The 15,064-nt window shown below is 41.5% G+C and carries 17 protein-coding genes; 2 read left to right on the top strand and 15 right to left on the bottom strand.

The annotated features are described in order from the left end of the window. Positions 1–17 precede the first annotated feature (17 nt). Positions 18–869: a dimethylarginine dimethylaminohydrolase family protein gene (locus IQ283_RS13395; protein ID WP_194220641.1), complete on the bottom strand. Its 852-nt coding sequence runs from the start codon at positions 867–869 to the stop codon at positions 18–20. A 162-nt stretch (positions 870–1,031) separates the two neighbouring features. Continuing rightward, positions 1,032–4,223: a DEAD/DEAH box helicase gene (locus IQ283_RS13390; protein ID WP_194222226.1), complete on the bottom strand. Its 3,192-nt coding sequence runs from the start codon at positions 4,221–4,223 to the stop codon at positions 1,032–1,034. A gap of 425 nt (positions 4,224–4,648) precedes the next feature. On the opposite strand from IQ283_RS13390, the gene IQ283_RS13385 reads away from it, so the two are divergent. Continuing rightward, complete coding sequence (locus IQ283_RS13385) at positions 4,649–5,029, top strand: carbonic anhydrase (RefSeq protein ID WP_194220640.1); 381 nt, start codon at positions 4,649–4,651, stop codon at positions 5,027–5,029. 99 nt (positions 5,030–5,128) lie between these two features. Here the strand turns inward: IQ283_RS13385 and IQ283_RS13380 are convergent, their stop codons facing one another. Further along, positions 5,129–5,476: a hypothetical protein gene (locus IQ283_RS13380; RefSeq protein WP_194220639.1), complete on the bottom strand. Its 348-nt coding sequence runs from the start codon at positions 5,474–5,476 to the stop codon at positions 5,129–5,131. Positions 5,477–5,647: 171 nt separating this feature from the next. Between IQ283_RS13380 and IQ283_RS13375 the strand changes: the two genes are divergently transcribed. Then, on the top strand, positions 5,648–6,886 hold the full coding sequence (locus IQ283_RS13375) for a hypothetical protein (protein WP_194220638.1): 1,239 nt from the start codon (positions 5,648–5,650) through the stop codon (positions 6,884–6,886). A gap of 131 nt (positions 6,887–7,017) precedes the next feature. On the opposite strand, the gene IQ283_RS13370 is transcribed toward IQ283_RS13375, so the two are convergent. The 12 genes from IQ283_RS13370 to IQ283_RS13315 form a co-directional block, all read right to left on the bottom strand. Continuing rightward, positions 7,018–7,404 (bottom strand): nuclear transport factor 2 family protein, encoded by a 387-nt coding sequence (locus IQ283_RS13370; RefSeq protein WP_194220637.1) that lies wholly within the window; start codon positions 7,402–7,404, stop codon positions 7,018–7,020. A gap of 16 nt (positions 7,405–7,420) precedes the next feature. Beyond that, on the bottom strand, positions 7,421–7,900 hold the full coding sequence (locus IQ283_RS13365; RefSeq protein WP_194220636.1) for an RrF2 family transcriptional regulator: 480 nt from the start codon (positions 7,898–7,900) through the stop codon (positions 7,421–7,423). 87 nt (positions 7,901–7,987) lie between these two features. Then, the gene (locus IQ283_RS13360) at positions 7,988–9,199 is read right to left on the bottom strand and encodes a Bcr/CflA family efflux MFS transporter (RefSeq protein WP_194220635.1); all 1,212 of its coding nucleotides are present in this window, start codon (positions 9,197–9,199) and stop codon (positions 7,988–7,990) included. Between the two features lie 141 nt (positions 9,200–9,340). After that, positions 9,341–11,050 (bottom strand): ABC transporter ATP-binding protein, encoded by a 1,710-nt coding sequence (locus IQ283_RS13355; RefSeq protein WP_194220634.1) that lies wholly within the window; start codon positions 11,048–11,050, stop codon positions 9,341–9,343. 299 nt (positions 11,051–11,349) lie between these two features. Continuing rightward, positions 11,350–12,207, bottom strand: coding sequence for an SDR family oxidoreductase (locus IQ283_RS13350; RefSeq protein ID WP_194220633.1), 858 nt, complete (start codon positions 12,205–12,207; stop codon positions 11,350–11,352). 141 nt (positions 12,208–12,348) lie between these two features. After that, the gene (locus IQ283_RS13345; protein WP_194220632.1) at positions 12,349–12,633 is read right to left on the bottom strand and encodes a hypothetical protein; all 285 of its coding nucleotides are present in this window, start codon (positions 12,631–12,633) and stop codon (positions 12,349–12,351) included. Between the two features lie 27 nt (positions 12,634–12,660). Further along, positions 12,661–12,834: a hypothetical protein gene (locus IQ283_RS13340; RefSeq protein WP_194220631.1), complete on the bottom strand. Its 174-nt coding sequence runs from the start codon at positions 12,832–12,834 to the stop codon at positions 12,661–12,663. Positions 12,835–12,857: 23 nt separating this feature from the next. Continuing rightward, entirely contained in the window at positions 12,858–13,073 is a 216-nt protein-coding gene (locus IQ283_RS13335) for a hypothetical protein (RefSeq protein ID WP_194220630.1), read from the bottom strand. A gap of 39 nt (positions 13,074–13,112) precedes the next feature. Beyond that, positions 13,113–13,445 (bottom strand): hypothetical protein, encoded by a 333-nt coding sequence (locus IQ283_RS13330; protein WP_194220629.1) that lies wholly within the window; start codon positions 13,443–13,445, stop codon positions 13,113–13,115. Next, a complete protein-coding gene (locus tag IQ283_RS13325) occupies positions 13,442–13,810 on the bottom strand; it encodes a hypothetical protein (protein ID WP_194220628.1) in 369 nt (122 codons plus the stop codon). Before IQ283_RS13325 ends, IQ283_RS13330 begins: the two co-directional genes overlap by 4 nt. Positions 13,811–13,828: 18 nt before the next feature. After that, entirely contained in the window at positions 13,829–13,996 is a 168-nt protein-coding gene (locus IQ283_RS13320) for a hypothetical protein (protein ID WP_194220627.1), read from the bottom strand. Positions 13,997–14,342: 346 nt separating this feature from the next. After that, positions 14,343–14,858, bottom strand: a complete 516-nt coding sequence (locus IQ283_RS13315) for a DinB family protein (RefSeq protein WP_194220626.1) — start codon at positions 14,856–14,858, stop codon at positions 14,343–14,345. Positions 14,859–15,064 lie beyond the last annotated feature (206 nt).

Here is a 15,064-nt window from a genome sequence, read left to right as displayed (position 1 = left end):
GAAGCCTGTTATGTGACTTAACCTCGTTTAAGTGGAAGAGTACAGCACCGAAACGAACCTCCTGATTTAATGATTTCAGAGAAGTCTACAGGTAGTACGGTAAAGCCTTTAGACTCCAATACTCGATTTAAACGTTTGTTTTGCGAGAGGCTAACGACTTTACCTTGACCGATCGAAAGAACATTTGGGCCCATATAAAACTGTTCTTCTTTTGACACGTAAATCAAATGAAAACGAGCATTTAACTTCTTTAAATCCTCACTAGTAAAAGCGTGCGGATAGACGAGCGCAACCTTTTCACTAATGATGTTGAACACACAATCTAGATGAAGAATATCATCGGTTAACGTTAATGGTTCAATTTGATAATCAGGTAGGCGCTTTTGTAGTTCTTGAATGGCTAAGTTAGACGTTCGTCCACTTTCCCCAACGTAAACGGTCGAGCCATCAATAACGACATCGCCCCCTTCCATTGAGAGCGGCAATCCTTCTTGATAAGTAATTGAGCTTTCCTTCAGCCATGTTTTTAGTGTATTGGTTTCTTGCTGACGAACTTGTTCACTCATTGAAGCGACGAATAGCTCTTGACCAATCGTAAACCCAATGTCTCGCGTAAAGACTTGCTCAGGAAGCTCGGGATTAGCCTCTAATTCATGAACATCAACAGAATGTTCTTTAAGAACGTCAACAAATTCACTGTGCTGCTTTAGTGCCTTAGGAATGTTAATGTTGCTTCTTTCATAATGCTTTTGTGTTTCATTTATAATTTCCGTTATTTTCATAAAGGAGGGCTTTACCACCAACACCTTTTTTAGATCCGTATATTCAGTGTTACATTGTAAGTTTTGTTTGATCGCTACTTCGCTCATGTCCCTTACCTCCATCTTGCATTTACGTCTTTCTTCCCTCTGTCGGCCAACCTAAAACCTGGATAATCAAAATAAGTGAAGGCTAAATTGGAAGATATAAATTCCCATCTAAAAAAATCCCCGCGCTGTGCGCAGGGGTTTATTATTTTGTTTTTATTCCATTTATCCCTCCATCAATATTTCTCGTATATCTTCTTCCGTTAAGTTTGTGTTCGCCTTTTCGTCTGAATCAATGATTTCCCCGATGAGCTCGCGTTTTTTCTCCTGAAGGTCGTTCATTTTTTCTTCTATCGTGCCGCGGGCTACTAGCTTCATTACGTTGACAACTTTATCTTGACCAATACGGTGTGTACGATCTGCCGCTTGCTCTTCAACGGCTGGATTCCACCAAAGATCGTAAAGCACAACCGTATCCGCTCCAGTTAAGTTCAGTCCTGTTCCACCTGCTTTTAACGAAATCAAGAAGACATCTCGTTCGCCATTGTTAAACCGATTGCACTTCTCCACTCTTTCCATAGATGGCGTCTCCCCATCAAGATAGAAAAAGTTTTGTCCACGAGCGGCTAGCTCCCTCCCAATGATTTGAAGCATTTTCGTAAACTGAGAGAAAATTAATATTCTCCGACCAGAACGCCTTGATTCTTCGACAATTTGAAGCAGCTGCTCGAATTTAGCTGAGCTCCCCTTATACCCATCAACGAACAATGCGGGGTGACAACAAATTTGGCGCAGTCTTGTTAACCCAGCTAAAATTTTGATGCGATTCTTACTAATCGTATCTCGATCAAGGTGTTTGAGCGTATCGGTTTTTAACTTCGCAAGGAAAGCGGCGTATAGCTTCTTTTGCTCTGGTAATAAATCTGTTAACTCTAGAGATTCGAGTTTATCCGGAAGCTCTGCTAAAACATCCTCTTTCATTCTTCGAAGTAAGAACGGCCGCACTCTTCTCGCGATCGTTTTTTTCGTTAAGTTCCCGTAAGCTTTTATCCCCTTGAAAAGCTCAGGGAAAACAACGTGATAAATCGACCAGAGCTCTTCAATCGCATTTTCAACAGGCGTACCCGTGAGTCCAAAGCGATGATCGGCGTTGATTTTCTTTACCGCCCGTGCGGTTTGAGTTGAAGGGTTTTTGAAAGCCTGTGCTTCATCAAAAAAGACGGTGTGGAAGGATTTCGTTTCATACCATTTCACATCGCGACGAAGTAACGGATAAGACGTGATGATAACATCCATTCCTTCGACCGTTTGCTGAAGCTTTTCACGTGTTGATTGATTGCCATCAATGATCAGCGTTTGAAGCTCTGGGGCAAATTTTTTCATTTCATTGTACCAGTTATACGTAAGGGATGATGGACAGACGATAAGAACAGGCTTTTTCTGTTCACGAATGGCTGCAAGCTCAGATACGATAAAGGTGATGCTCTGCAGCGTTTTTCCGAGTCCCATATCATCTGCGAGTACGCCGCCAAATCCATAGCTCGCAAGTGTTTTCATCCATTCATATCCTTGAATTTGATAATCACGTAAAATCCCTTCTAATTCGGGCGATACTTCAAATTCCATTCGACTCGGATGCCGCATGGAATCGAGAAATTCACGAAACGACTGGTCTGCTTGAAAAATGTTCTTCTGCTCAATCGCATCCATCAAATTTGCGCCTTTCGTAACGGGCAAGGAAAAATATGGCTCCAGTTGTTCTTGAGGAGGAACGGTCGTTAAGAAATGATGAATGTCTTCCATTTCCTTCGTTTCAAGCGATAAGAGCGATCCACTTCGAAGACGATAGTATTTCCGCTTTTCTTCTAATGCAGCTAGGATTTCTCGAATTTGATTGTCAGATATGCCGTCCATTTCAAATTTAAATTCTAACCAGTTTGTTCGTTCTCGCTTCTTCACCTTTACGTTGATTTTAGGATATGTTTTTTTGCGAACGAGACGATTCCGAACAGCAGTCGTCGCATATAACTGAAGCAGCGATTGAAGCTTTGGAACGGTATGGTAGAGAAATTCATACTCAAGCTCTTCATTTTGCATCAAATAGCCACCGTCCGTTTTGGAAAATCCGCTCTCTTCCATCATCGCAAGAATTTCTTCTTCCTTCTCAACATCTCGAATGATGGTTGAACCCGGCACATCGCGATTCTCTAACGGCTGAATCACTACTTCTTCATACTGAAATTCAAGCCCCGCTAGCAGACGATTTCTAATGCGATCTAAGTAAAGTCTAGCCTTTAACGGTGTTCTCATAAATTTTTCACGGAAGGCTCTCGAAAGTTCTACATTTCCCATTCGTTTCAAATCAGGTACAACTTTTTCAAGAAAATGATCAATCTGTGTGTAAGGAATGGGAATATAATTTGTCCCGGGTGACGGGAGCATCTGCTTCAATTCAACGATTCGATGAAAATCTCTCTCTTCTAATTGAAAGACCGTTCCATGATAGATCATCGATTGATACGCATTCAAAATGGTCATGCGTTCGAGTCCTTTAATCGTGACTTGGCAACTGTCCGCATCCGACTCATCTACGATAAACCGGATCGGTGGTGAGCCGTCGATCACGTTGAGACGCTCAAAGGAATGACCGTTATGTTGGAGTTTAACGTTAGGCGCCTTTGTTAACAAAGTGATCAGACTGAGCCACGAAGATGGCGAGATGATCAAGGTGTCTCTCGACGTGTGATCGGTGGATGTGTATGGCGCTGATTCTAGAAAGGCCTCCTCATCACTAGCGACTCGAATAAGGTGATGAAGAATCGCATCTGCTTCAATTGAAAAACAGTGAAGATTTGTATCATAAGTAAAGTTCGCGGAAATTTCACTAGGCTTCCCCTCTTTCACATGAGAAAGAAAGTCGCGAATGCGAGGCACTTTTGTTTGTTCAATCGCTACTTCTATCCCAAGCATAGCCTGATCGTTTAGCGAAACAGGTTTACATGTAAATACCGCATCAAGCACCGTTCTTTTTTCAAAATAGCGTTGATGGCCGCTCTTTTTTGAACCGTCCTTCGTAAATAGCGTCATGAAGTCTTCTGTAAGCTCTCTATTATCAGCCTTGTTTTCCTCTTGTGCTTGCTGAAACTGTTGGATCGCAATGAGGACAGCCGCAATGTGCTGACAATCTTTTTGGAAAGTTGCAAGGGAAGGGCAGCTGCATTCCGTTTGAAGCTGTCCATTTTGATCCTTGATTACCGATACGAAAAAATCTTCCGTTCCATGAACCGTGGCCTCACACCGATCATTTTGATTGCATTGAAAGGATACTTTATTTGAACGGTAATAAGCCTCCCCTTTCTTGAAAGAGAGATCCCCACACATTTCTTTGATTCGATTTTTGTTTAGTTGAATATCCATGTTATCCCGATCCTTCATAAATAAATAGCGTGATGGACGCTTCCATCTTATCCACTCGTTTTCTAGTTCCATTTTAGCATATGTCACAGGCACTTACGGTCCAATGCCTATACGATAATATCCTTGTTCTCATACACTATCGTACAACTAATTAAGGGGGAAACGATCGTGTATCGACCATATTATCACCACGGACATGGAAGCTACTATCCTGGTTACGGGTATCATCATGGCCATGGCAGTTACAATCCCGGCTACGGCTATCATCACGGGCACGGAACTTATTATCCGGGCTATGGTTACCATCACGGGCAAACAACTTACCATCCTGGTTATGGCTTTCACCACAGCCAGAGCACTTTCCACCGCCCTTTAAAAAATACAATGTGGCAATGAAATGATTGCGCATGATAGACAGGTGTAATATGGAGAAACGATTCGGAACGGCATTAAACTGCATAGATGGACGAACACAAATTCCTGTCACACAGTGGCTAAAAGCACAATATTGTCTTGATTACGTTGATCTTATTACAGAGCCAGGTATGGATCGCGTATTGTCCCATGGTCCACGATGTGAAATCGAGCGCATAAGAAAAAACACGCTCATTTCACTCACCGCTCATGCTTCTCAGGTTATTGCGGTCGTTGGTCATTTCGACTGTGCTGCCAATCCCGTAAGCAAGCGCCAACACTTTACAGATATCGCTGCTTCCACCCAAGTTATTAAATCATGGGGATTTCCAGTTTGGGTCATTGGTCTCTGGGTGGATGAGTATGGCCGGGTAGAGGTTGTTTGTGAATAAAATAAAGGGCCGTCTCCAGCTGTAGGAGATGGCCCAACGTATGTAAAAGCAAATTTCCAAATTAAGCACCACTATTTATTGTTTCTCGCTTCAAATACTTTAAAACCACGTTCCTAGAAAGATCATCACACTAAAGAAAAGAAGGAAGATGATACTTCGCATTTTACTTCTTTTCCAAACGCTAATCGTCATTAAGATCGCACCAGGGACAATAAAGACTAGCCCCACTACTTTTGCAATAAAAAAATCAAAAACATTGCCAACTGATAATAGAAACGCTCCAATTATGAGAAAACCAACCGTGCACATAAACTCTAGTGTGCCAAAGCTTTCGCGAACTTCTCTTTTTTCTTTCGCATTCATCTTCTTATACCTGATTATGACCGCAATCATAGGAAAGCCGTATATCAGGCTTAGTGTAACAATTGAATCGACGGTACTACTCACAAGCACACTCCTCATTCCATTTATTCCCTTCTATCATTTCAAATATAAGGAACCATTTCAATGATGAATGTTAAACTTACGACCTTCAGATAAGAAACAGTTTTACTCTGATAAAATAGGGAATTCATTCTTCTAGATACTTACATAAAATTGGAGTGGGAGGAAGAAAAAGTGAGTCAAGCTAAGATGTCGGTTGGATTAGTTACCCCACCTGGATATCCAGAGAAGTTAAGTAAAAAATTTAGTAGCGAATTGCCTAATCTCCTTCGCTATTATGTAGAAGATGAGTGTGAATGGCATGTGGATTCAACCGTTGATCCTCTCACAGGAGTCACTGAAAAACCCGAAGAAGTTCTAGAAGCAGGTTATAAAAGAAAAGAAGAAGAAAATTGGGACTACATCGTTTGTTTAACAGACTTACCATTCTTTCAAGATAGAAAACCGATTTTGGCAGAAGCTTCTACAAATAAAAAAGTAGCCATCATCAGTCTGCCAGGACTTGGATCGACCCCTATGGTAAAAAGAATAAGGCAATCCATTCTTCAATTAATAAACGAAATGTACTATGGTAGCCCAGAGGAAGATCGAGAAAAAGCGCAGAGACGATTACAAACGAAAGAGAACGATGAATACGACTACTTAAAGGAAAAAGGGTCGAAAAGACTCTTTAAAAAGGGGGGATTCGAACGCTTTTCTCCTATCAAGCGGGTAAGGCCTGGAGAAGAAACATCTATTGATGTAAGATATATCGTAAAGTCGCGGTTAAGTGGGGCCATTCGCATCTTAACTGGAATGGTAAGAGCAAATCGCCCGTGGGCGATCTTTCCCGCTTTTAAAAAGGTGATTATTTTTGCTTTTGCGACTGGGTCCTATGCTCTCGTGTTTCCTACACTCTGGCAGTTAAGTAACAGTTACGGTCTATGGAGAATGTTTATGCTTATGATTGTCTCCTCGTGCTTAATGGTCGGATGGCTTGTCCTAGCTCATAATCTATGGGAAAAACCAAGACAGGATCGAGCGAAATATCTTCGAAACCTCTATAATATAGCAACGATCCTGACGCTTCTTGTGACGGTTAGTTTCTATTATATTATACTATTTTTTATGTTCGCCGTAGCGGTCATAGCGTTTATTCCGATGGGACTGCTAGAATCGCAATTATCAGGTTCCGTTGGATACGATAATTATTTCTACATTACGTGGACAGCTACGAGCATCTCGATTATTATCGGCGCACTTGGGTCCGCCCTTGAAGATGAAGAAGTGGTTCTTTCCTCAACATACGGATACCGACAGCAGCAGCGATACAAGACAGCGAATGCTTCTAAGGATGAAGACACGAATTCCGAACAAGAGGAGACTCCTCTCCCTACTAAAATGAACAAAAAAGAGGTAAATTCAGAGAGGTGATAATAGCCCTCTGGTTTACCTCTTTTTTAGTGAACGATGCGTTTGGAATAAATATAACGTGTAAGGACGGTTGCTTCCACTTACTACTAGACAAGATATGACCAAATCCACGTCACACGTATATTCCACTTTTATAACTCTTTATAAGATTGAAACATATCTTTTTGATCGGGAACATTCTCTAAATACGTGATCTGCCCGTTTTCATTTAATTTCGCGATGTCTTTCCCGGTCTGAGTGTAAACCTTTCCTGTGGAGAGCTTGCCACAAACAGCCCATGGAGTTTCATACAAATCGCTTCCCTCTACCTTTTTCCATCCCTCATACATGTGTTTAATATCACGATTATTTCTAAACACGTGCTCCATAAAGAGCTTCCAATTTTCAATCCTTTCTTTTTTTTGACCATTTAACACGAACACCATATCGTTTGAGAAAAGCCCGTTTAATTCTTCCATTGCTTTGTCACTCGTTCTCGATTGATCAAAAAGATCAAAGTATTTATTTAGATTTTCCATTATTGCTCCTCCTTGTTTATAAAACCATTTTCTCGTAAATCGAAGCTCGTAATTGTTCAAGACTTTCAGGGGGACACTTTTTCATGATTTCCTCATGAAGCGACCCAATCGTTTCCCTTTTTAAAATAGACTGCCAGGAGCCTTCTGCTTCATCCATTAAATTCGATAGCAGATCGACTTCTTTTTCCTCTATGTTAAGCAAGTCTTGAAAAAGTCCCGTCGACGAATACAGCGATTGCTTTCCTTCGATCGCAAGGTAAACATCATAGATTCGAATATCACTCGCTTTTTGTTTAAGCTTGAAACCACCCTTTTTACCTGGCACTGATGCAATCAAGTCCGCATTAACGAGATGCCTTAATATTTTCTGAAAGTAAGTTGGAGACCCACCAAGTTGAGAGCTAATCACCTCTCCAGGTAGAACTGCTTTCTCCGGTAGAAATGTCAGCATGAGGATGGCATAAACGCCCTGCTCCACACCTGTTTTCATTTGCATAGAAACACCCCTTTTAAAGTGGATAATAATTATCCACTTTATACACTATATAATCCTTACAATAGAATGTCAAAAAAACGACTCCCATTAGGAAGTCGCTTGAACTTGATTTTTTTTCGTAAGTGTAAAAAAGAGAATTGCACCAATGGAAGACGTTGTAAACAATATCGCTCCCATTGGAACCGCAGTTGATTCATTAATTCCAACAAGCGGCGACACCATTGAGCCGAATAACAGCGGCAGCATGCCTAATACCGCACTTGCACTTCCGGCGCGATGGCCCTGCTTTTCCATCGCAAGCGTGAATGTACTTGTAAGTACCATTCCCATAGCCGTCATGTAGATAAAGATCGGGATGACTAGCGTTGCGAGTGGCCCTTCAATAATCGTCATGAGAAGAAGAAACGATGTAGCGGTGACGGCTGTAATAACCGCCGTACGAAGAAGACTTCTTTCATGAAAATAAGCACTTAACCTGCCAATCATGAAGCTACCAGAAATAATCGCAAGTCCGTTAATTCCAAACAGAATACTGAAGGCTTGAGGTGAAACGTTATAAATACCTTGATAAACGAATGGAGTCCCAGATACATAAGCAAAGCTACCGCCGTGGACAAAGCCAATCGTTAACGCATATCCGATAAAGGAGCGGTCCTTAAGCAGGCTTCCCATCGTTCGCACTGATTGCTTCACCGTGCTTGGCAGCCGTTTCTCAGGCGGTAACGTCTCTGGTAGTCGGAAACCGATAACCGTCACGATAATGAGTCCAAGAATTCCAAGGAAATAGAAGATCGTGTTCCAAGTCGCAAACGGCAATAATAAAATCGCCCCTCCCGCAATGGGCGCGATCATTGGCGCTGTCGCATTGATAACCATAAGAAGCGCGAAGAATTTTGTTAATTCTCTCCCGCTAAAAACATCACGAACGACGGCACGTGAGAGCACAACACCCGCTGAAGCTGTAAAGCCCTGAAGGAAACGAGCAATCACAAGCGTAATAATGTTAGGTGCGACCGCACAAAGAATTGAAAATAAGGCAAATAAGAAAATAAATATCAATAATGGCTTACGTCTACCCTGTCCATCACTATATGGGCCAATCACAATTTGTCCAACTGCTAGTCCAATGAGACAGGTGGTTAAACTAAGCTGTACGAGCGATGCGCTCGCATTTAAATCACTCGCTATTCCTGGAAAACTCGGAAGGTACATATCAATATTTAATGGACCCATAATGCCGAGCATCCCAAGCAGTAACGCGAGACCAAACCGTTCTTTTCCTGTTGGGTTATGAAGCATGAATGTTAACACCTTTCTTGCACAATGCATCAGTTAGTAGTCCAATAGATTTTAGCAAACGAGCATTTTCATTACAATTGATAAGACCCCGATTTGGAAAAGAAAAACGATCCCTACGTACCATAGGAATCGTTTCATTCATCACCCAAACTGGGCTTTATGCAGACGGCTGTATATACCGCTGGATTCGATAAGCTCCGCATGGTTTCCTTGCTCGGCAATCCCATCCTTCGTCACAACCATAATTCGATCAGCATTCTTAATTGTTGCAAGACGGTGGGCAATCACAAGCGTCGTGCGCCCTTCCGTTAGTTCTTCCAGTGACTTTTGAATCGCTACTTCCGTTTCGGTGTCGAGGGCAGAAGTCGCTTCATCTAAAATAAGAATCGGTGGATTTTTCAAGAACATGCGCGCGATCGCAAGCCTCTGTTTCTGACCACCAGAAAGCTTCACACCTCTTTCACCAATCACCGTATCCAATCCGTCTGGCTGACTATAAATAAAATCATCTAGCTTTGCTTTCCGCGCTGCTTCAAGAATTTCTTCATCTCCCGCTAAAAGATTCCCATAAGCGATGTTCTCGCGAAACGTTCCTGAGAACAGGAACACATCCTGCTGCACGATCCCAATTTGACTTCTAAGAGAGGATAACTTCAATTCTCTCACATCGATCCCATTAATCGTTATCGCACCACTCTGAATTTCATAAAAGCGAGGCAGCAAACTACAAAGCGTTGTTTTGCCAGCTCCAGACGGGCCAACAAACGCAACCGTCTCACCTGGCTGTATAGATAAGTTGATTTTATTTAATACAGGCGCGTAACCCTCGTAGCCAAACGAGACATCTTGATAGCGAATTTCTCCGCTAAGCGCCATTTCAATCGCATCTTCCGAATCCTGTATGTCAGGATCAGTATCAATGATTTCGGTATAACGCTTAAATCCGGCAATCCCTTTCGGATAGCTTTCAATAACGGCATTAATTTTCTGGATCGGTCCGATGAGAATATTTGATAATAAAATAAACGCAACGAACTCACCATACGTGAGCTCTCCAGAAATAACGAAAAAGGTACCGAACAGCAGCGTAAATAGCGTAACGACTCTCATTAACAAATAGTTCGACATGACGTTTTGCGCCATAATTTTATACGATTGAAGCTTAGTTGAGCGATAGCTCTCATTGTTTTGACGGAACTTCTCCTGTTCATGGTGTTCATTTGCAAACGCCTGAACGACGCGAATCCCTCCGATGCTATCTTCTACACGGGAATTAATTTCAGCAACATCCTGAAACATGCGTCTGAATGTTTTCGTCATCTTTTTATTAAAGTAGATGGCGAGAATAATAAGAAGTGGAATAACGATAAAGGAAAGAACGGCAAGCTTCCAGTTAATCATCAGCATCAATCCAAATGAACCAAGCAGCGTCATCACCGCCACAAAGACGTCCTCTGGGCCATGATGCGCTACCTCGCCAATTTCTTCGAGATCTTTTGTAAGTCTTGAAATGCTGTGACCGGTTTTACTATTATCATAGTAACCAAATGATAGCTTTTGCATATGCGTAAACAGCTTCTGACGCATATCTGTTTCAATGTTGATCCCGAGCTTATGTCCCCAATAGGTGACGATAAAATGCAGGCCTGTATTTATTAAGTAAATGAGGAGCAACCCTGCACACGCGAGAAGAATAATGCCCCAATTCCCCTCAGGAAGTAACCGATCGATTACCTGGTTCACCGCAAGTGGAAAAGCAAGCTCCAACACTCCGACGATGATGGCGGATACGAAATCAAGGATAAATAGCCATTTGTATGGCCGGTAATAAGAAAAGAAGCGTTTGAGCAAAGAAAAACCTCCCTATAACATGATCGAATCAATGACACTCTCCACAATTGAGATCCATTATCAATTATAGAGTTTTAACTGACCGAATACAATCTTTTCTTCGCCTAAAAAAAGCCGCACGCTCATGAATGCTGATCCATGAGTGTGCGGCTTTTCTTGGTTAAGGCGGTTTGGCCAATAAATTGTGATTTTAGCCAATATATCTTGAATTTGGCCAATATAATCTCAGTTTGGCCAATATATTTCATTTTTGGCCAATAAACGGAGCTTCCGGCCTAACGCCGGGCCGTCTAAACGCATTAGGAAGACATATAGTCCCCACCGTTTACGTGAATGCACTGGCCTGTCATGTAAGAACCGTCATCAGATGCTAGTAAAACGTATGGACCGAACAGTTCAGACGGCTGACCTGGGCGTCCCATCGGATTATCCGTTCCGAATTCTGCAACGGAATCTTCGTCAAATGTAGATGGAATGAGCGGTGTCCAGATCGGCCCTGGTGCCACCATATTCACACGGATGCCTTTGTCTACAAGGTTAGCAGCCATACTGCGTGTAAACGCCACGATCGCACCTTTTGTTGACGTATAGTCAATTAACACCTTATTTCCTGTATAAGGATTAATGGAAGTCGTGTTAATAATCGAGCTTCCTTTTTGTAAATGCGGCACTGCGTACTTCGTCATGTTAAACACAGAATAGACATTTGTTTTAAACGTTTGATCCCACTGCTCATAGGAAATGTCTTCAATGCTTTCCGTTGGATACTGAATCGCCGCGTTATTGACGAGAATATCAAGCTTACCAAAGTGATCGAGCGTCTTGTCGATTAAATCCTTGCATTCTTTTTCTTCCGAGACATCCCCCGGAATCAACAGACATTTGACGCCTTCCTTCTCAACAAACTTCTTCGTCTCATTGGCATCGCTCTGTTCTTTCTCAAGATAGTTAATCGCAACATTCGCGCCTTCTTTCGCATAAGCAATCGCAACCGCGCGACCGATTCCACTATCACCGCCAGTAATGAGCGCTACTTTTTGGTCCAATTTGTGACTGCCTATGTAATCATGGGGTTGATCCGGCATTGGCGTCATTTCAGATTCAATACCAGGCTGTTCCGGCTGCGTTTGTTTTGGTTGACCGTTTTGATTATTCACGTGATCTCTCTCCTTCTCTCTTCATTAAGTGAGTTTTTTATGCTGTTTTAATGAAATACCACGGAAGGAAAAAGTGTAAACTTTTGTAAGCGAATCCAAATCAAAAAGAGTAAAAATGGATTAGACAATAGTTGCTATAGTCTAAATACCGAAGAAATAAGTTACCCATGTGGCAGCGACGGCGATACCAGCAATAATAGACAAACCGATATTAAACATCGCAAGATTTTTTCGCCCATCCGCTATATTTTTTAATCCAGTAAGAAGCAATCGAATAAACCAAAACGTTATTAAAAAACCCCAGCCTATATAATCATTAAATGGATCGGAATCAAACAAAAATTGAATAGCTCCAATGAAAAGAGCGGCATAAATGAGTCCCATTAATATCTTGCGCAGTTTCTTCCCCTTGTGATTTTCCTTCATTTCCATCTCCTTTCAATTCAAGTCTTCTCATTTCATTTTCTTGATCAAATTCTTCCCCACTACTCGAGCGAGGAGTCCAGCGATTAAAGCGATGACGATACTGATAACCGTGTTATCCGTCCACTCTTGTCCAAGAGCAAACCCAATCGCTAACGCAATGCCGATGACAAGCCCTAACATCACTCCTTGCACTTGACTCATGTTCAAACCTCCAACTGAACGCTCTATTCTTCTGAATCACCGAAGCTCTCCTCGCTACTATACCGTCGACTCGGATGGTCGAGAATCGCTCGATATTTCCACAGGCGAACTTGCCTTAGTATAAGCCCAACAAAAAGACCAGCCATCGCGATGATTAATCCCGCTTTATAGCTGGTTAGAAGGGAGAATAACAATAAAAAGCAGGAAGGAATCGCAATGATGATCTGAACTCTTTTCATCGATGTCCTCCTATTGATCTTTTTCATACTGATCGCTTATTAATCAAACTGCTGAATGTAATCAAACGGAAAGTTTAATGAAAAATAGCCGAACGCTAAGGTTACGACTGCGAAGAAGACCAGATTCATGACTCGGATTTTCTGTGACTTCGAGTAGCTTTTATGAATTAGGAACAGAATCAAAGCGTTCGGTAGCATTAATAAAAGATAAAGTTTTACCAGCAGGCTACTTTCCACACCTTTACTAAAAACCACTCCATCATTCATTAGAAACATGCCGTTAAAGAATAGGATCGGACATAAAATGAGACACACCACACTATATAACACCAACAGCATTGAAAATCCTTTTAATTGAGCAATTCGGCTCACTGAAATTCTCTTTCCTTCTTCAACTTTTTCCACAGAACGACTAATTGAAGAAGTGACATGATGACGATAACCTGGACCCCGAGATTACTTAATGAAATGCCTAAAGTTGATTCACCCCCGGCTAATTTCAAAACAGCTAGCAGGAACAGCAAATAGACGATCATAAACAGCTGAGACCGAAATAACTCTTTTACTGTATATTCTCTCAAGCGTTTGAAAAGAAACGATGCAACAACAGTCCCAAACATAAGCAGGAGTAGAATGGATGAAGGAAAGGTTTCTTGTAAACTCATATCTGGAAAATAATCATAGATCAGTAACAACGTGATAGAAAACAGAAACAAACCCTCTATCGCTTTTGCCAAAACCTTGCTTCTCTCCTTTCATCTATCAGACGGTGATTTCTCTTTCTTAAGCAGCCGATCAACTTTAGTTTCTAATCGATCAAGCTTTGAGTTTCTCTTTCTGAAACTCACAACGATGAAGACAATCCCACCCAGAACGCCAAACATTAAAAGAAATGCAACTAATTGAAATAGGATATCCCCCATATAAAAACCGCCTCTTTAGTAGTTTGAAATAGCTTTTTATTACGCATCGCAATACGAACACTAGCCACTACACTTATGATGGAAATTTAAATAACGTATTCCCCACTTCTCCAAAACTCTCAAAGGATAATCCAAGTAAAACCATTCCGAATAAACTTAAAAAGCCGGCTAACATGAATTTCACAACATCCCTCCTCGATCTCCTCCTTAATTTTACCATTCATTCAATGATTTTGATCCCCTCGTTTTCCATTATTAAGGTAATTTTTATTGAGAAAAATAAAAAACGACGACTCATAATGGCTGTAGCCCTTTACGAGTCGTCGCTCCTATTATTATTATGAAATCATCCTTGTTCAGGATAGTCCAAATAGCGGTTGATGTCGGATGGCGTTAAGAGATCGGTGTCCGTCGGTTCATAACCTAGAGCTCGCGCAAGTGTTACGATCTGCCCTTTGTGATGAAATTCATGCGTAATCGTATGCGTCATTAACCATAGCGGAGACAACTCTTCTTCCTCTTCTTGCCACGATACCTTGCGACTTATTTTCTCATCATACCGCTCGTCATATTCTTCTAGAAAACGATAGACGAGCTGATCAACACGTTCAAACACGGTTCTCATTTCATTTACATCCGTTACATCACCCACTTCTACGACTGGCTCTTGCATTTCCAAAGCAAAGCGACCTAACCAGCTTTCATAGCACTCTGCGCTATGAACGTGTAAATTACGAATCGAACCCCATCCGTATCCATCTACTTCTTTTAAGTAATCATCCTGATCGATTTGCTCACAGAAATGAAACAAAACTTTACGCGTGTGTTTAACTAAATCATATTGCTCTTTTAGTACGTTCATTGCATTTCCTCCTGTTATCTTAAAGTGACTTCTGTCCGTCACTCGACCGTCTCAAACTATTGCTTCTATCTTCTACTCTTTATTCCTTTTCAACGGTGAACTAAACCTATACTTTTTTAGTGAGTTTGCTCTCAAATCATAGAAATTTACATGACATTTGAACTAATTATGGAGTTACATGTTGGGCAATATCTCATCTTGTTTTC

It is taken from the genome of Pseudalkalibacillus hwajinpoensis, assembly GCF_015234585.1.
GTDB classification, from domain to species: domain Bacteria; phylum Bacillota; class Bacilli; order Bacillales; family Guptibacillaceae; genus Guptibacillus; species Guptibacillus hwajinpoensis_B.
The sequence above is the reverse complement of the archived record's forward strand: the minus strand, read 5'-3'. Positions and strand labels throughout refer to the sequence as shown.